The sequence below is a fragment of the Streptococcus mitis genome, assembly GCF_946190335.1.
In the GTDB taxonomy this organism is placed as follows: Bacteria; Bacillota; Bacilli; order Lactobacillales; family Streptococcaceae; genus Streptococcus; species Streptococcus mitis_CH.
Genome location: NZ_CAMHZN010000005.1, coordinates 1 through 18220 on the forward strand (window position 1 = coordinate 1; position 18220 = coordinate 18220).

Consider the following 18220-nt stretch of genomic DNA (forward strand, 5'->3'; position numbering starts at 1 on the left):
CTCGGGAAGTAGCTCAGCTTGGTAGAGTACTTGGTTTGGGACCAAGGTGTCGCAGGTTCGAATCCTGTCTTCCCGATTCATTACAGAGATACGTAAGCGTATCTTTTTTGTTTTAACTAGATATTATATATATTAAGAGAGAATTAGTTTACTTCTCTCTTTTTTTAATTTCAGTAATTCATTTTGATTGCGTATACTTTTTTGTTTCCTGATTTGTTCAATGAATACTGTAGTTTAGGTACATAAATTAAAATTTAACAGATTGTATAATTCTTACAAACTTTTAAGAAAGTAATTGAAGAGTTTTTTGTTCTACCCATAATATATGTGTTTTGTGCGATAAAAATTTCCGCTCTTTTGATTTTAAATGCGTATTAGTTTACGTTATAGTCTAAATTTGATATCACTTTGACGGAGGTACTATAGATTCTTTTCTACTCTGTGTCTTGTTGTGTAATGTTTCTTGATTCTTTTAAATAGAATCTTTTATGACATTTGTCATATTTCCGAGTGACAGAAGTATCTAGTGATTCTACCTTTAAAGAATTATACTAGATGTATCAAATGGAGGAAGAAAAAAATGAAAAAAGCGTTTCTATATCTTTTTATTGGACTATCACTAGTGGTATGGCTGGTAGAAATGTTTACAGGTTGGTTTGATCAGGCCTTCCTTCACCAAGCCATTCGCGGTGCCTGGGGTCTAGGATTTATGATTTTTATCGCCTTTCCGATGGGAAAGGAGTGGCTGAAAGGAGAATATGATGAACATGATTAAGGTAGAAAACCTAAATAAAAACATCAAGGGTAAAGCTATTTTGAAGGATATTTCCTTTGAGGTAGCTGAAGGTGAATGCGTCGCCTTGATTGGTCCCAATGGTGCTGGAAAGACAACACTCTTGGACTGTTTGCTCGGAGATAAATTGGTCTCCAGCGGTCAAGTATCCATCCAAGGCTTGCCAGTGACGAGCTCTAAGTTAGACTACACAAGATCCTACCTCCCTCAAGAAAATGTCATCGTTCAGAAATTAAAGGTCAAAGAGTTGATTGCTTTCTTTCAAAGCATTTACCCAAATCCCTTGAGCAACCAGGAAATCGATCAACTATTGCAGTTTGACCAGCAACAAAAAGAGCAATTCGCAGAAAAATTGTCAGGTGGACAAAAACGTCTCTTCTCTTTTGTCTTGACCTTGATTGGGCGACCAAAGCTTGTCTTTTTAGATGAACCAACTGCTGCCATGGATACTTCAACTCGTCAACGCTTTTGGGAAATTGTTCAGGAACTAAAAGCTAAGGGAGTTACCATTCTCTATTCCTCCCATTATATCGAAGAGGTAGAGCATACAGCGGACCGAATCTTGGTCTTGAATAAGGGAGAGTTGATTCGCGATACAACACCTCTAGCCATGCGCAGTGAGGAGATTGAAAAGCACTTTATCCTTCCTCTAGCATACAAGGAAGTCATTGAGCAGTCTAACTTGGTTGAAAACTGGTCACAAAAACAAGATGCTTTGCAAGTAGTCACACGAGAAGCGGATGCTTTTTGGGAACTGTTAGTTCAAGCAGGATGTAGCATACAAGAAATCGAAGTTAATAACCGTAGTTTGCTAGATACAATCTTTGAAGAAACACAAAAGGGAGATGGCTAAGATGAAACGATGGATAGCATTAAATAAGATAGAATTTCTATTGACCAAACGGCAACTAGTCTATTATTTATTATCAGTAGGGATGCCGACAGCCTTCTATTTATTCTTTTCAGGCATGTACCAGGAAACACCAGGTGGACCGGCTAATTTTATGCGCGACTACCTCATCTCCATGACGGCTTTTTCCATGATGTCGACAGCTATGTTTTCATTCCCAACTGTTTTACATACCGATAAAATCAACAACTGGCAGAAAACATTGCGCCATACCCCTGTAAATATGGTAGAATATTATCTATCAAAGATAACAAGTATGATGATTGATTATTTGGTCTCAATCCTGGTTGTTTTCTCAGTTGGGCACTTGGTCAGAGGTGTGGATATGTCTTTAGGAAGCTGGATTGGGGCTGCGTTCTTGCTGATAGTAGGAAGTGTAGCTTTTGTAGCGCTTGGCTTGACCTTGACACTCTTGCCTTCTAGTCAGCTGATGTCTGTCGTGGGCAATCTTCTTTATCTAGGCTTGGCTGTTTTAGGCGGACTCTGGATGCCCATCTCTTTATTTCCAGACTGGATGCAAGCAATCGGGAAGTGTCTACCAACTTATCAGTTGATGGAGTTGCTCAAGACCTTCTTAAACGAGGGTAGCATCAATCTATCAGCCACAGTTTATCTACTTGTTTTTTCAGCAGTTTTGTTTGGTTTGACCATTTACCTTCAAGATCATAAGGAGAATGCTTAATGCTTGAAAGACTGAAAAGCATACACTATATGTTTTGGGCCAGTTTAATTTTTATGTTTTTCCCCATTCTACCTGTAGTGACTGGGTGGCTTTCTGCCTGGCATTTATTGATTGATATTCTATTTGTAGTGGCATATTTGGGTGTTTTAACAACTAAGAGCCAGCGCTTATCTTGGCTATATTGGGGCCTCATGCTGACTTATGTAGTTGGGAATACTGCCTTTGTTGCTGTTAATTATATCTGGTTTTTCTTTTTCCTATCCAATCTCTTAAGTTATCATTTCAGCGTACGTAGTTTAAAGTCTTTACATGTCTGGACTTTTCTTCTTGCTCAAGTCCTTGTTGTGAGCCAACTGTTGATTTTTCAGAGAATCGAAGTTGAGTTTCTATTCTATCTACTTGTAATTCTTACTTTTGTCGATTTAATGACTTTTGGATTGGTTCGGATTCGGATTGTCGAGGATTTGAAAGAAGCGCAGGCTAAGCAAAATGCCCAGATAAATCTATTGCTTGCTGAAAATGAACGCAGTCGTATCGGTCAAGATTTGCATGATAGCTTGGGACATACCTTTGCTATGTTGAGTGTCAAGACAGATTTAGCCTTGCAGTTATTTCAGATGGAGGCTTATCCACAGGTGGAAAAGGAATTAAGAGAAATACAGCAAATTAGCAAAGAATCAATGCGTGAAGTGCGAACCATTGTGGAAAATCTTAAGTCTAGAACTTTGACATCCGAACTAGAGACTGTGAAAAAGATGTTAGAAATTGCTGGGATTGAGGTGGAAATAGCTAATCAACTAGATGCAGCTAGCTTAACTCAGGAATTGGAGTCAACGGCTTCCATGATTTTGCTTGAATTAGTGACCAATATCATCAAACATGCTAAAGCGTCTAAAGTCTACTTAAAATTAGAACGGACAGAGAAAGAACTCATTCTAACAGTGAGAGATGATGGCTGTGGCTTTACTTCTATAAAGGAAGATGACCTCCATACGGTTCGAGATCGTGTTCTTCCATTTTCGGGAGAAGTAAAGGTAATTAGTTGGAAACAACCGACAGAAGTTCAGGTTCGACTACCTTATAAGGAGAGAAAATAGATGAAAGTATTAGTCGCAGAAGATCAAAGTATGTTGCGAGATGCCATGTGCCAGTTGCTCACGCTTCAACCGGATGTAGAGTCTGTCTTTCAAGCCAAGAATGGGCAAGAAGCAATCCAACTATTAGAAAAGGAGTCTGTGGATATTGCCATCCTTGACGTAGAAATGCCTGTTAAGACGGGCCTCGAAGTCTTGGAGTGGATACGAGCAGAAAATCTAGAAACAAAGGTGGTTGTAGTGACGACCTTCAAGCGTCCTGGGTATTTTGAACGTGCAGTCAAGGCTGGAGTAGATGCTTATGTATTAAAAGAAAGAAATATTGCAGACCTCATGCAAACCTTGCACACTGTCCTTGAAGGGCGCAAGGAGTATTCGCCTGAATTGATGGAAGTGGTGATGACGCATCCCAATCCATTAACAGAGCAAGAAATCGCAGTTTTAAAGGGAATCGCTCAGGGTTTCTCTAACCAAGAAATTGCAGACAAACTTTATCTATCCAATGGAACCGTCCGAAACTATGTTACCAATATTCTTTCGAAACTAGATGCTGGTAATCGAACAGAAGCTGCTAATATTGCGAAAGAATCTGGTTGGTTGTGATACTATCATATCTCGAAAACAATTATGTGCTAAAATTGATGGGATTGAATGGAACAATACTAACTTTAGGAGGGTGGGATTCCTCCTTTTTCTTTTTTGGGGGAGCACTACAAAAGAGCTAAAATTAACAATAAAAAAGAAAAATATCTTGACAACCAATGGAAAATTTTGTTACAATAATAGACGGTACTTTTTACTTTTGGTCTCTCAAGAGTGTACAGGGACGTGCTGACAAATGTTGCAAAAGTACACACAGATGATAGCTGTCACCAAGTGTATCATCACCAAAAATAAAAAAACACAGGAGAATGTAGATGCCTACAATTAACCAATTGGTTCGCAAACCGCGTAAATCAAAAGTAGAAAAATCTAAATCACCAGCTTTGAACGTTGGTTACAACAGTCATAAAAAAGTTCAAACAAACGTTTCTTCACCACAAAAACGTGGTGTTGCAACTCGTGTTGGAACAATGACACCTAAAAAACCTAACTCAGCCCTTCGTAAATTTGCTCGTGTACGTTTGAGCAACCTTATCGAAGTTACTGCCTACATCCCAGGTATCGGACACAACTTGCAAGAGCACAGTGTGGTTCTTCTTCGTGGTGGACGTGTAAAAGACCTTCCAGGGGTACGTTACCATATCGTCCGTGGTGCACTTGATACTGCAGGTGTTAACGATCGTAAACAAGGCCGTTCTAAATACGGTACTAAACGTCCAAAAGCATAAGGAAAGGGGATAAAGAGAAATGAGTCGTAAAAATAGAGCTCCAAAACGTGACGTATTGCCAGATCCGCTTTACAATTCACAACTAGTTACTCGTCTTATCAACCGCGTTATGCTTGATGGTAAACGTGGTACAGCTGCTTCAATCGTTTACGGTGCCTTTGAGCAAATCAAAGAGGCTACTGGAAACGATGCACTTGAAGTATTTGAAACAGCTATGGAAAACATCATGCCTGTACTTGAAGTACGTGCACGTCGTGTTGGTGGTTCTAACTACCAAGTCCCAGTTGAAGTTCGTCCAGAACGTCGTACAACACTTGGACTTCGTTGGTTGGTAACAATCGCTCGTCTTCGTGGTGAACACACAATGCAAGACCGTCTTGCAAAAGAAATCTTGGATGCTGCTAACAACACTGGTGCAGCTGTTAAGAAACGTGAAGACACTCACCGTATGGCTGAAGCTAACCGTGCATTCGCACACTTCCGTTGGTAAGATTAAGATACTAAGGACGTTAAAAAAGCGACTGAAAATTAGGAAGCTTGACGAAGAATCGAAGATTCTAGGAGAGCTTATCTATTTTTCCGAGCTTTTAGCCCGAGTTCAATTCAACTTGTAAATCTACAAGTTGAAACCAACAATAGCATGAAAACATTGAGAACGGGTAGGTCCTGCCTATCCGTTTTTATTAAAATCGTGTTATAATAGAATAGAAATCAAAAATAAATAGGAGAAACAAACCTCATGGCACGCGAATTTTCACTTGAAAAAACTCGTAATATCGGTATCATGGCTCACGTCGATGCTGGTAAAACAACAACTACTGAGCGTATTCTTTACTACACTGGTAAAATCCACAAAATCGGTGAAACTCACGAAGGTGCGTCACAAATGGACTGGATGGAGCAAGAGCAAGAACGTGGTATCACTATTACATCTGCTGCGACAACAGCTCAATGGAACAACCACCGCGTAAACATCATCGACACACCAGGACACGTGGACTTCACAATCGAAGTACAACGTTCTCTTCGTGTATTGGATGGTGCGGTTACTGTTCTTGACTCACAATCAGGTGTTGAGCCTCAAACTGAAACAGTTTGGCGTCAAGCAACTGAGTACGGAGTTCCACGTATCGTATTTGCTAACAAAATGGACAAAATCGGTGCTGACTTCCTTTACTCTGTAAGCACACTTCACGATCGTCTTCAAGCAAATGCACACCCAATCCAATTGCCAATCGGTTCTGAAGATGACTTCCGTGGTATCATCGACTTGATCAAGATGAAAGCTGAAATCTATACTAACGACCTTGGTACAGATATCCTTGAAGAAGATATCCCAGCTGAATACCTTGACCAAGCTCAAGAATACCGTGAAAAATTGATTGAAGCAGTTGCTGAAACTGACGAAGAATTGATGATGAAATACCTCGAAGGTGAAGAAATCACTAACGAAGAATTGAAAGCTGGTATTCGTAAAGCGACTATCAACGTTGAATTCTTCCCAGTATTGTGTGGTTCTGCCTTCAAGAACAAAGGTGTTCAATTGATGCTTGATGCGGTTATTGACTACCTTCCAAGCCCACTTGACATTCCAGCGATCAAAGGTGTTAACCCAGATACAGACGCAGAAGAAACTCGTCCAGCATCTGATGAAGAGCCATTTGCAGCTCTTGCCTTCAAGATCATGACAGACCCATTCGTAGGCCGTTTGACATTCTTCCGTGTTTACTCAGGTGTTCTTCAATCAGGTTCATACGTATTGAACACTTCTAAAGGTAAACGTGAGCGTATCGGACGTATCCTTCAAATGCACGCCAACAGCCGTCAAGAAATCGACACTGTTTACTCAGGTGATATCGCTGCTGCCGTTGGTTTGAAAGATACTACAACTGGTGACTCATTGACAGATGAAAAAGCTAAAATCATCCTTGAGTCAATCAACGTTCCAGAACCAGTTATCCAATTGATGGTTGAGCCAAAATCTAAAGCTGACCAAGATAAGATGGGTATTGCCCTTCAAAAATTGGCTGAAGAAGATCCAACATTCCGCGTTGAAACAAACGTTGAAACTGGTGAAACAGTTATCTCTGGTATGGGGGAGCTTCACCTTGACGTCCTTGTTGACCGTATGCGTCGTGAGTTCAAAGTTGAAGCGAACGTAGGTGCTCCTCAAGTATCTTACCGTGAAACATTCCGCGCTTCTACTCAAGCACGTGGATTCTTCAAACGTCAGTCTGGTGGTAAAGGTCAATTCGGTGATGTATGGATTGAATTTACTCCAAACGAAGAAGGTAAAGGATTCGAATTCGAAAACGCAATCGTCGGTGGTGTGGTTCCTCGTGAATTTATCCCAGCGGTTGAAAAAGGTTTGGTAGAATCTATGGCTAACGGTGTTCTTGCAGGTTACCCAATGGTTGACGTTAAAGCTAAGCTTTACGATGGTTCATACCACGATGTCGACTCATCTGAAACTGCCTTCAAGATCGCGGCTTCACTTGCTCTTAAAGAAGCTGCTAAATCAGCACAACCAGCTATCCTTGAGCCAATGATGCTTGTAACAATCACTGTTCCAGAAGAAAACCTTGGTGATGTTATGGGTCACGTAACTGCTCGTCGTGGACGTGTAGATGGTATGGAAGCACATGGTAACAGCCAAATCGTTCGTGCTTACGTTCCACTTGCTGAAATGTTCGGTTACGCAACAGTTCTTCGTTCTGCATCTCAAGGACGTGGTACATTCATGATGGTATTTGACCACTACGAAGATGTACCTAAGTCAGTACAAGAAGAAATCATTAAGAAAAATAAAGGTGAAGACTAATCAGTCCTCACTCTAGAAGGAAGTCACTTAGTGGCTTCCTTTTGTCTTATGTGACTATTAGTCCGTCTCGCTCCGTTAGGTGCGAGACAAAAAAACCACCCGCTATGCGGGTGCGCGTCGAAGGTTATACCAAAAAAACTCCGAACGCGATACAATAAATGTATTCAAGCCAATTGTAAAGCGAAAGGAGAAAAATATGGCACAAAAGGCTCATAGTTTATCGCACACAAAGTGGCACTGTAAGTATCACATTGTGTTCACCCCAAAGTATAGACGAAAAGTTATCTATAATCAATATCGAAGTAGTTTAGGCGAAATATTTCATCGCTTGTGTAGTTATAAAGGGGTTGAAATTATCGAGGGTCACTTAATGCCAGACCATGTACATATGTTAGTAAGTATTCCACCAAGGATAAGTGTTTCGAGTTTCATGGGTTATTTAAAAGGAAAAAGTGCACTCATGATGTTTGACAAACACGCCAATCTCAAGTACAAGTTTGGGAATCGGCATTTCTGGGTGGAAGGTTATTACGTGAGTACAGTAGGGCTTAATGAAGCCACAATTAAGAAATATATTCAAGAACAGGAAAAGCATGATATAGCACTAGATAAATTAAGTGTAAAAGAACATGAGGATCCCTTTAGGGATAGTGGTAAGTAATACTAAAGCCTCTTTGAGAGGCAAGTGACGAGTCAAGAGTAATAAGGCTTGAACAAAGTGAAAGCCAGCGTCTTTAGGCGCTGGCTGGTAATTGGGGCTTATAGCCCTGGGACAAACCACCCGTTTGACGGGTGGTCATGATTTAGAAAATACTTCTAAATATGGTAAAATAGTAGGAGAATAATGTGAGGAAAATGAATGTCAAATAGTTTTGAAATTTTGATGAATCAATTGGGGATGCCTGCTGAAATGAGACAGGCTCCTGCTTTAGCACAGGCCGATATTGAGCGAGTTGTGGTTCATAAAATTAGTAAGGTATGGGAGTTTCATTTCGTATTTTCTAATATTTTACCGATTGAAATCTTTTTAGAATTAAAGAAAGGTTTGAGCGAAGAATTTTCTAAGACAGGCAATAAAGCTGTTTTCGAAATCAAGGCTCGGTCTCAAGAATTTTCAAATCAGCTCTTACAGGCCTATTATAGAGAGGCTTTTTCTGAAGGTCCGTGTTCGAGTCAAGGTTTTAAGTCCCTTTATCAAAATTTGCAAGTTCGTGCGGAGGGGAACCAACTCTTTATTGAAGGTTCCGAGGCGATTGATAAGGAACACTTTAAGAAGAATCACCTTCCTAATTTAGCGAAACAACTTGAAAAATTTGGATTTCCAACTTTTAACTGTCAAGTAGAGAAGAATGATATGCTGACTCATGAGCAGGAAGAAGCCTTTCAAGCTGAAAATGAGCAGATTGTTCAAGCGGCCAATGAGGAAGCGCTCCGTGCTATGGAACAACTAGAACAGATGGCACCTCCTCCAGCGGAAGAGAAACCATCCTTTGATTTTCAAGCTAAAAAAGCTGCAGCTAAACCCAAGCTGGATAAGGCAGAGATTACTCCTATGATCGAAGTGACGACGGAGGAAAATCGTCTGGTCTTTGAAGGGGTTGTTTTTGATGTGGAGCAAAAAGTGACCAGAACAGGGCGTGTTTTGATCAACTTTAAAATGACTGACTACACTTCAAGTTTTTCTATGCAAAAGTGGGTTAAGAACGAGGAAGAGGCCCAGAAGTTTGACCTAATTAAGAAAAATTCTTGGCTCCGAGTTCGTGGGAATGTGGAGATGAATAACTTCACACGTGATTTGACTATGAACGTACAGGATGTGCAGGAAGTTGTTCACTATGAGCGGAAGGATTTGATGCCAGAAGGAGAGCGTCGAGTTGAGTTTCATGCTCATACTAACATGTCGACTATGGATGCTCTGCCAGAGGTCGAAGAAATCGTTGCGACAGCTGCTAAGTGGGGACACAAGGCGGTTGCCATCACGGACCATGGGAATGTCCAGTCCTTCCCACACGGCTATAAGGCTGCTAAGAAAGCGGGAATCCAGCTAATCTATGGAATGGAAGCCAATATCGTGGAGGACCGTGTCCCTATCGTCTATAACGAAGTGGAGATGGACTTGTCAGAAGCGACCTACGTGGTCTTTGACGTGGAAACGACAGGACTTTCAGCTATCTATAATGACTTGATTCAGGTTGCAGCTTCTAAGATGTACAAGGGGAATGTCATTGCTGAATTTGATGAATTTATCAATCCTGGGCATCCCTTGTCAGCTTTTACTACTGAGTTGACTGGAATTACAGATGATCATGTCAAAAATGCCAAGCCACTGGAACAAGTTTTGCAAGAATTCCAAGAATTTTGTAAGGATACGGTCCTAGTCGCCCACAATGCCACCTTTGACGTTGGCTTTATGAATGCCAACTATGAACGTCATGGTCTGCCAAAGATTAGTCAGCCAGTTATTGATACGCTCGAGTTTGCTAGAAATCTCTATCCTGAGTATAAACGTCATGGTTTGGGGCCTTTGACCAAGCGTTTTGGTGTGGCTTTGGAACATCACCACATGGCCAATTACGATGCGGAAGCTACTGGTCGTCTGCTTTTCATCTTTATCAAAGAGGTAGCAGAAAAACATGGTGTGACGGATTTAGCTAGACTCAATATTGATTTGGTTAGTCCAGATTCTTATAAAAAAGCTCGAATCAAGCATGCGACCATTTATGTCAAGAATCAGGTAGGTCTAAAAAATATCTTTAAGTTGGTTTCTTTGTCCAATACCAAATACTTTGAAGGGGTGCCACGAATTCCGAGAACGGTTCTAGATGCCCATCGGGAGGGCTTGATTTTAGGCTCAGCCTGTGCAGAAGGTGAAGTTTTTGATGCAGTCGTTTCCCAGGGCGTGGATGCGGCGGTTGAGGTGGCCAAGTATTATGACTTTATCGAGGTCATGCCACCAGCTATCTATGCTCCCTTGATTGCCAAGGAGCAGGTTAAGGATATGGAAGAACTCCAGACCATTATCAAAAGTTTGATAGAGGTTGGAGAACGCCTTGGTAAGCCCGTTTTGGCTACGGGAAATGTCCACTATATCGAACCAGAAGAAGAAATTTACCGTGAAATTATCGTCCGTAGTTTAGGACAGGGGGCTATGATTAACCGAACCATTGGTCACGGTGAACATGCCCAACCAGCTCCTCTGCCAAAAGCCCATTTTAGAACGACCAATGAGATGTTGGATGAATTTGCCTTCTTGGGAGAGGGACTGGCTCGTAAACTGGTAATTGAAAATCCCAATGCCTTGGCAGAAATCTTTGAGCCTGTTGAGGTCGTTAAGGGGGACTTGTATACGCCTTTCATCGACAAAGCTGAAGAAACAGTTGCTGAGTTGACCTATAAGAAAGCCTTTGAGATTTATGGAAATCCGCTGCCAGATATTGTTGACTTACGGATTGAAAAAGAATTAACATCCATTCTGGGGAATGGATTTGCCGTGATCTATCTGGCTTCCCAGATGTTGGTACAACGTTCTAATGAACGGGGCTACTTGGTGGGTTCTCGTGGATCTGTTGGCTCCAGTTTCGTTGCGACCATGATCGGGATTACGGAGGTTAATCCCCTCTCTCCTCACTATGTCTGTGGTCAGTGTCAGTACAGCGAGTTTATCACCGATGGTTCTTACGGTTCAGGCTTTGATATGCCCAATAAGGACTGTCCAAACTGCGGTCACAAACTCAGCAAAAATGGACAGGATATTCCTTTCGAGACCTTCCTTGGTTTTGATGGAGACAAGGTTCCCGATATCGACTTGAACTTCTCGGGAGAAGACCAGCCTAGCGCCCACTTGGATGTGCGTGATATCTTTGGTGAGGAATATGCCTTCCGTGCAGGAACGGTTGGTACAGTTGCTGCCAAGACTGCTTATGGCTTTGTTAAGGGCTACGAGCGGGACTATGGGAAGTTTTATCGTGATGCAGAGGTGGAACGCCTTGCTCAGGGTGCGGCTGGTGTCAAGCGGACAACAGGACAACACCCGGGGGGAATCGTTGTTATTCCGAACTACATGGATGTCTACGATTTTACGCCTGTCCAGTATCCAGCAGATGACGTGACGGCTGAATGGCAGACCACTCACTTTAACTTCCACGATATCGATGAGAATGTCCTCAAACTTGATGTACTGGGGCATGATGATCCGACCATGATTCGGAAACTTCAGGATTTGTCGGGTATTGATCCCAATGAAATCCCTATGGATGATGAAGGGGTGATGGCCCTCTTTTCAGGGACTGATGTGCTTGGTGTGACACCTGAGCAAATCGGAACGCCTACGGGCATGCTGGGAATTCCAGAGTTTGGAACTAACTTTGTCCGAGGCATGGTCGATGAAACCCATCCGACAACCTTTGCGGAATTGCTTCAGCTCTCAGGTCTGTCCCACGGTACTGATGTCTGGTTGGGAAATGCCCAGGATTTGATTAAGCAAGGAATTGCTGACCTATCAACCGTTATCGGTTGTCGGGACGACATCATGGTTTACCTCATGCATGCTGGTCTTGAACCCAAGATGGCCTTTACCATCATGGAACGGGTACGTAAGGGCTTGTGGCTAAAGATTTCCGAAGAAGAACGAAATGGATACATCGAAGCTATGAAGGCTAATAAGGTGCCAGAGTGGTATATCGAATCTTGTGGGAAAATCAAGTACATGTTCCCTAAAGCCCACGCGGCAGCCTACGTTATGATGGCCCTTCGTGTAGCTTACTTCAAGGTTCACCATCCGATTTATTACTACTGTGCTTACTTCTCTATCCGCGCCAAGGCTTTTGACATCAAGACTATGGGTGCGGGCTTGGATGCTATTAAACGTAGAATGCAAGAAATTGCTGAAAAACGCAAAAACAACGAAGCCTCTAATGTGGAAATTGATCTCTATACAACTCTTGAGATTGTTAATGAGATGTGGGAGCGTGGTTTCAAGTTTGGCAAACTCGATCTCTACCGTAGTCAGGCGACAGAGTTCCTCATCGATGGGGATACCCTCATTCCGCCGTTTGTAGCAATGGATGGTCTGGGAGAGAACGTTGCCAAGCAGTTGGTACGAGCGCGTGAAGAGGGAGAATTTCTTTCTAAAACAGAATTGCGTAAGCGTGGTGGACTCTCATCAACTTTGGTTGAAAAGATGGATGAAATGGGCATTCTCGGCAATATGCCAGAGGATAACCAGTTAAGTTTGTTTGATGAGTTGTTTTAAAAAATTGCTTATTTTGATCAAGTGGACAAAATATGTCCACTTGATTTGTTATAATTCTCTTAAAAATAATAGAAAAGAGAGTATAATATGGTGGATCAAGGAATTTTAGATTCTAATGTGTCAATTGAAGAGGAAATTTATAATTTTGAAAAAAGCTTGAAAGATGATGGAAGTGATTGGACCGGATTCCCACAAATAGACTTAAAAGAAGATTCTCAATGTATTTACATTCGCGGTATTTCAGAGACTGACAGATGGCATTTGTTTTATACGTTAACTAAAATAAAACCTGCTACTCCAATAGCATCACTTGGATATTATCGAGTGAGAGATAATTTGATTTTTTCTAAACATAGTCAATGGATAGAACTGCAAATGGAGTATACAGAGTGTGATTTGATTTTTCTGAATGGAGTTCAATTTTTGGGAGAGGCTGATCAAAGGGTACAGGAATACTGGATGCAGCAATTCAAAGAGAATAAGAAAAGAAGCAAACTCTTCATTGTATATTCAGACTGCTTACCCGAAGACTTAAAAAATATGCCTGAATCTGTAGTTGAGTTCTTCGAATCTGGCATAGTGGTACAGTTGAAATCATCTAAGGGATAGTTTATTTTGCTTTAATCGTTTTGAATATAAAGTGCAAGGTTAGAGGTTTAAATGATGAACAATACAGGATTAAATAACAAATATCAACTTGAAAATTTTCTAGAAAAAGATGGTAATGATTTAGCAAAGAAAGGGGCCGTAGCTGTAGTAGAGAACTTAGGATTAAAATATAATCCTCTTTATATTTATGGAGAATCAGGTTCGGGTAAAACACATCTCCTGCAAGCTATTGGTAATAAGGTTCTTGAGAATAATCCAGAAAAACGAGTAAAATACATTTCTGCCGAAAACTTATTGGAAAATGAGCTAGAAATACAAAAAGTTAGAAGTGAGGAGTTTGATCTCCTAATCGTAGATGATATTCAGGTATTGGGAGAAAAAGATGATATGATTCAAGAAAAATTTTTTAATCTTTTTAATTCTCAACATATTAAGAATAAGCAAATTGTTTTATCTGGTAATTCTGAACCAGATCAGTTGAAAAATGTCCAATCTCGTTTGATTGTGCGTTTTAAGTGGGGAATGGCAGCATGTTTAACATCGCTTGAAAAATAATAAGAAGGACTGCAAATGAATGATCAAGAGAGACTGCTAACGATCTTTTTACGCTTACAGTTTGGGACTCAGTTAGCGAAAAGACGATACAGAGAGATTTTTCGCTACTCCGTGATATTTTATCTAGTAACACCAGTTATAGTGGAGACTTGCTTTATAACCGTAAAACGAATAAGTATTGTTTAGCAAGTAAGTCAGTTTTTAATAAAAAGGATATACTCGTAATTTCAAAGATTTTATTGGAAAATCGAGCACTAAATAGACCAGAAATTGCTAGATTACTAAATAATTTACTGGTTTTAGTTCCCCGTGATGATCAGAAAGAAATCGAGCAGATCATTGGCAGCGAAAAGCTTAACTATGCTCCCTTAACGGATCAACAAAATAGAATAGAGAAAATTTGGAATTTATCAGAAGCTATTTTGCATGAACAGGTTCTAGATATTATCTATCAAAAACCTTATTCTGAATCTTCTAAGAAGCAGACTGTTTTGCCAGTCTCTCTTTACTATGATAATCATTATTTCTATCTGGTTGTTTACCAGTTGAAACATGCTACTTATATTACTTTAAGAGTAGATCGCATCCAGTCATGGTCTCTTAGTGATATAGAGAAACCCTCTATTTCTTATCGAGATAAATTTAGAGATGGCGACATTCGTAACGAGAGAGTAGATGCTTTTATCGGGAAGAAAATCAGTATTGAAATCGAGTACTTGTACGATCCGACGATTGTGATGGATCAATTTCCAAATGCAAAAATAGTTGGGAAAAATGGCGACTGGACTCATTTTAAGTTTGAAAGTCAGCATACACCGGGGCTTAAACGCTGGTTGCTGGGGCAAGGGGAAGCAGTTACTGTTTTGTCTCCTCGGATTTTAGTAGAGGATATGAAGCAAACAGTTCAAGAAATGATAGATAAATATAGATGAGGATAAAATGACTATTCAATTTACTTCTAAAAAGGTTGGAGAACTATTGAAAGAAGAGAATTTGCGGATTCCTTCTTATCAAAGACCATATAAATGGAACAGAAAACATATCCGTAATCTTTTTTATGATTTACGAGATGCTATGGGAAAAAAGGAATATCAGATTGGTTCCGTTATCTTGCATGAAATCTTGCATGAAAAGGAAATATACTTAGATATTGTCGATGGACAGCAACGGCTAATTTCTATTTCCTTGTTTCTTCATTTATTAGATGATTTAGAGAATTATAAGGGTGCTAATCAACTGCTGAGTGCTGAATTTGGAGAGATATCTTGCTATCATGCGAGTGAAAATTATAATGAGTGGGAAAATTTGACTCAATTGGTTGGCGAAAATCAGGCAAAAGATATTTGTAACTTTTTATTGGAAAATTGTTCTGTCTCCGTGATTACTATGCCACAGGAACGATTATCTGAAGCCTTTCAGTTATTTGATTCTCAGAATAATCGTGGAAAATCTTTAGAACCTCATGATTTGCTCAAAGCCTATCATCTTCGCAAGGAAGATTCAGAAGATGAAAAGATTGTTGAAAAATGGGAGCGATTTGTAGAAGATAAAGATTTAAGTCTCAAAGAGTTGTTTGATAAACATCTTTTCCGTATGAGACGTTGGTCGCGAGGAGAGACAGGATTAACAAACAAACGTTATGGATCTTATCTCCGTTTTACAGAAGATTTTATTGACGATTTTAAAGGCGTTGATTTGAATCAGAACTTTCCATATCTAGAATTGTATCGTCATATTGAAAATCTCCCCATGTCCATTACTATGCCAATCATTGATGGAAGTAAATTTTTTGAGTATATTGAATCGGCCCATTTTACAATTAAAGAGTATAAAAAAGTTTTAAATAAAAAGTTACGAGTCTCCAATGAGTCAGAGGGAGAAGAAAAAAATCTAGCTTACCCAGAAGGTATGTTGAACATTTACAATAGCTCAAAAGGACGATACCTCAAGTGTCACAATATATTCCTAAATATTTGCTCGCTTTTTGCAGATAGATTTGGAAAAGATGAGCTATCAAAGGAGATAGTAGAGACCTTGTTTATTTGGTCTTATTACCCTAGAGTTAAGTCTAAAGCAATATATGATGCAACGGTAGGGAACTATGTTGCTGGTGGAAGGTTTAGACAAAAAGAGGTTCAAAAACTATTTCAACTTTTATCTCATGCTGTCACTCCGAATGATTTCATGATTAAGATAGATAGAGAGCTATTTGAAAATTATACTGTGGACAAGATTATAGAAGAGGAAAAAGATAAATGGTAGAAACACATATAAGCTTATCAGTGAATCGTTTGTTAAATGAAGATACCTATGCTATTCCTCTTTATCAGAGAAATTTTGCTTGGACTTATGATGAAATTGAACAATTGTTGAACGATGTGGCGGATGCTTTTCAAGAAAATAGAGACAATTACTATAATAGAGACAATTACTACTATATTGGAACATTAGTCGTTAATAAAGAGAATGACATTTTCAAAATCATAGATGGGCAACAACGGACAACAGCCCTTAATTTGATTGCCTTAGCTTTGAAGCATGAGTTTGGTTTTGATAGATTGAAAGCTGTCAATCTTACCTTCCCAGCTCGGAAGAAATCAAATGAGAATATTCAAAAGCTATTTACCAAGCAAAAAATTTCAGAGGGCGATGAAAATGAGTTGACTAGAGGCTACGGGCATGCTAAAGATGCATTGAAAAAAGTGTTAGAAGAGCGCCAATTGGCTCCTCAGTCTTTCGTTGATTATCTTTTTGAGAAGGTTATCATTTTTCGGAGTATACTTCCTGAAGATTTAGATTTGAATCTTTATTTCGAACGTTTCAACTCTCGAGGCGAACAACTAGAGGCTCATGAGATTCTTAAGGCACAAATGATGTCTAAATTTGGTGAAGATCAAGAAATGGCACAAAAATTTGCGAGAATTTGGGATGCCTGTGCAGAGTTTGATAAGCCGGTAGCAAGTCAGTTTAAGATGCGGCGGAAGAGAGCAGATGACTTTCAAGAACGGGAACGTATTTTTGGATGGCATTTTACAAATTATTCATTTCATAATATTTATAATGATATTGATTTTCATCAAAATGAAAGAAGAAAGTTATCAGATATATTAGGAAAAAAGATAAATGAAAAAAATATAGAAGTAGAAAAAGATTTTGGCGATTATACTACAATCATTGATTTTCCAACATTCTTACTCCATGTATTGGCAATTGCGGAAGGTAAGAAAACTGATGAAATTCAACTAGATGATAAGAAACTCTTAGCACTATTTGATATAAAAAATAAAGATAAAACTTGGGTTATTGAATTTAGTGAATTTCTTCTTAGAATAAAACATATTTTCGATAATTACATCGTTAGAAATTCGAATACGGATTCTTCAAGTAGAAATAAGGATGAATGGTTTTTACAGAAGGGAACTTATTATGAATATCAACCAAATGGAAAATCTAAAGAGCATTATATAGTCGAAGAACGTTTTACTAATAATACGTTTTCGGATTCGGAAATTAACCAAAACATCATTCTTCTCCAATCCATGTTTGCTGTGACCTTTACTGCTAATCGTGATAGTCGTTGGTTATATGAAATCTTGCAATTCCTGTTTAACCATATTGAAGAGTTAAATCAAACAGAATTTGCTAGTCTCTTTAAGGATTTTCTTGAAAAAATGGCAGTGAGATATGCTGAGGAAAGATTGTTTACCGAAGATAAAAGTATCAAAAAATATGGGGCAATTCCTGTTTACGCTTTTAACTTTGTAGATTATGTTTTATGGAAAAATCGTGAAGAATTGAAGAAAGATTACGATATTGAGTTTAAAGATTTTAAATTTGCTTATCGTCGCTCCGTAGAACATTGGTATCCTCAGAATCCAAATGGACATGATGGAGAGAGCCAATTACCTGCTGAGTTTTTACATTCCTTTGGCAACCTTTGTATTATTACCGATAGTCAGAACTCTAGGTTTGGCAACTCCTATCCAGAAGCTAAATTAAAACAATGGGAAAAAGAAGATATATTCCATCGCCAGAGTTTAAAATTACAGATGATGGCAGAGATAACTTCTAAAAAAAATAGATGGGATATTGGTGAGATTCAATCTATGGAAAAAGAAGTGGAAAGATATGTACAAAATTTTTGTAATAGCTAATTAAAACAAGCTTCAGTAAG

At 39.4% G+C, this 18220-nt stretch carries 14 protein-coding genes, 1 tRNA gene and 1 pseudogene; all 16 read left to right on the forward strand.

Going from position 1 to position 18220, the window contains the following annotated elements; genetic code table 11:
• Window positions 1-2 precede the first annotated feature (2 nt).
• The 16 genes and pseudogenes from N8O43_RS07490 (at window position 3) to N8O43_RS07565 (ending at window position 18200) form a co-directional block, all read left to right on the forward strand.
• Window positions 3-76: transfer RNA gene (locus tag N8O43_RS07490), tRNA-Pro, on the forward strand.
• 504 nt (window positions 77-580) lie between these two features.
• Window positions 581-775 (forward strand): hypothetical protein, encoded by a 195-nt coding sequence (locus N8O43_RS07495; RefSeq protein ID WP_219967532.1) that lies wholly within the window; start codon window positions 581-583, stop codon window positions 773-775.
• Window positions 762-1646 carry an ABC transporter ATP-binding protein gene (locus N8O43_RS07500; protein ID WP_261090042.1) on the forward strand — a complete coding sequence of 295 codons (885 nt, stop codon included), beginning with the start codon at window positions 762-764 and terminating at the stop codon, window positions 1644-1646. Before N8O43_RS07495 ends, N8O43_RS07500 begins: the two co-directional genes overlap by 14 nt.
• Before the next feature lies 1 nt (window position 1647).
• On the forward strand, window positions 1648-2385 hold the full coding sequence (locus tag N8O43_RS07505; protein WP_261090041.1) for an ABC transporter permease: 738 nt from the start codon (window positions 1648-1650) through the stop codon (window positions 2383-2385).
• Window positions 2385-3482: a sensor histidine kinase gene (locus N8O43_RS07510; protein WP_261090040.1), complete on the forward strand. Its 1098-nt coding sequence runs from the start codon at window positions 2385-2387 to the stop codon at window positions 3480-3482. Before N8O43_RS07505 ends, N8O43_RS07510 begins: the two co-directional genes overlap by 1 nt.
• A complete protein-coding gene (locus tag N8O43_RS07515; RefSeq protein WP_042900265.1) occupies window positions 3483-4082 on the forward strand; it encodes a response regulator transcription factor in 600 nt (199 codons plus the stop codon).
• Between the two features lie 314 nt (window positions 4083-4396).
• On the forward strand, window positions 4397-4810 hold the full coding sequence (gene rpsL, locus N8O43_RS07520; RefSeq protein ID WP_001142332.1) for a 30S ribosomal protein S12: 414 nt from the start codon (window positions 4397-4399) through the stop codon (window positions 4808-4810).
• A gap of 19 nt (window positions 4811-4829) precedes the next feature.
• Window positions 4830-5300, forward strand: coding sequence for a 30S ribosomal protein S7 (gene rpsG, locus N8O43_RS07525; protein WP_000087873.1), 471 nt, complete (start codon window positions 4830-4832; stop codon window positions 5298-5300).
• A 249-nt stretch (window positions 5301-5549) separates the two neighbouring features.
• Window positions 5550-7631, forward strand: a complete 2082-nt coding sequence (gene fusA / locus N8O43_RS07530; RefSeq protein ID WP_045612723.1) for an elongation factor G — start codon at window positions 5550-5552, stop codon at window positions 7629-7631.
• A 196-nt stretch (window positions 7632-7827) separates the two neighbouring features.
• Entirely contained in the window at window positions 7828-8292 is a 465-nt protein-coding gene (tnpA, locus tag N8O43_RS07535) for an IS200/IS605 family transposase (RefSeq protein ID WP_049390330.1), read from the forward strand.
• 198 nt (window positions 8293-8490) lie between these two features.
• Entirely contained in the window at window positions 8491-12882 is a 4392-nt protein-coding gene (locus N8O43_RS07540; RefSeq protein ID WP_261090037.1) for a PolC-type DNA polymerase III, read from the forward strand.
• 87 nt (window positions 12883-12969) lie between these two features.
• Window positions 12970-13491 (forward strand): DnaA ATPase domain-containing protein, encoded by a 522-nt coding sequence (locus tag N8O43_RS07545; protein ID WP_261019400.1) that lies wholly within the window; start codon window positions 12970-12972, stop codon window positions 13489-13491.
• Window positions 13492-13542: 51 nt separating this feature from the next.
• A complete protein-coding gene (locus N8O43_RS07550) occupies window positions 13543-14046 on the forward strand; it encodes a DnaA ATPase domain-containing protein (RefSeq protein WP_261009314.1) in 504 nt (167 codons plus the stop codon).
• 15 nt (window positions 14047-14061) lie between these two features.
• A pseudogene (locus N8O43_RS07555) lies at window positions 14062-14978 on the forward strand (helix-turn-helix transcriptional regulator).
• Between the two features lie 7 nt (window positions 14979-14985).
• On the forward strand, window positions 14986-16308 hold the full coding sequence (locus N8O43_RS07560; protein ID WP_261009312.1) for a DUF262 domain-containing protein: 1323 nt from the start codon (window positions 14986-14988) through the stop codon (window positions 16306-16308).
• On the forward strand, window positions 16302-18200 hold the full coding sequence (locus tag N8O43_RS07565) for a DUF262 domain-containing protein (RefSeq protein WP_261009311.1): 1899 nt from the start codon (window positions 16302-16304) through the stop codon (window positions 18198-18200). The genes N8O43_RS07560 and N8O43_RS07565 overlap by 7 nt, the downstream gene beginning before the upstream one ends.
• Window positions 18201-18220: the final 20 nt, after the last annotated feature.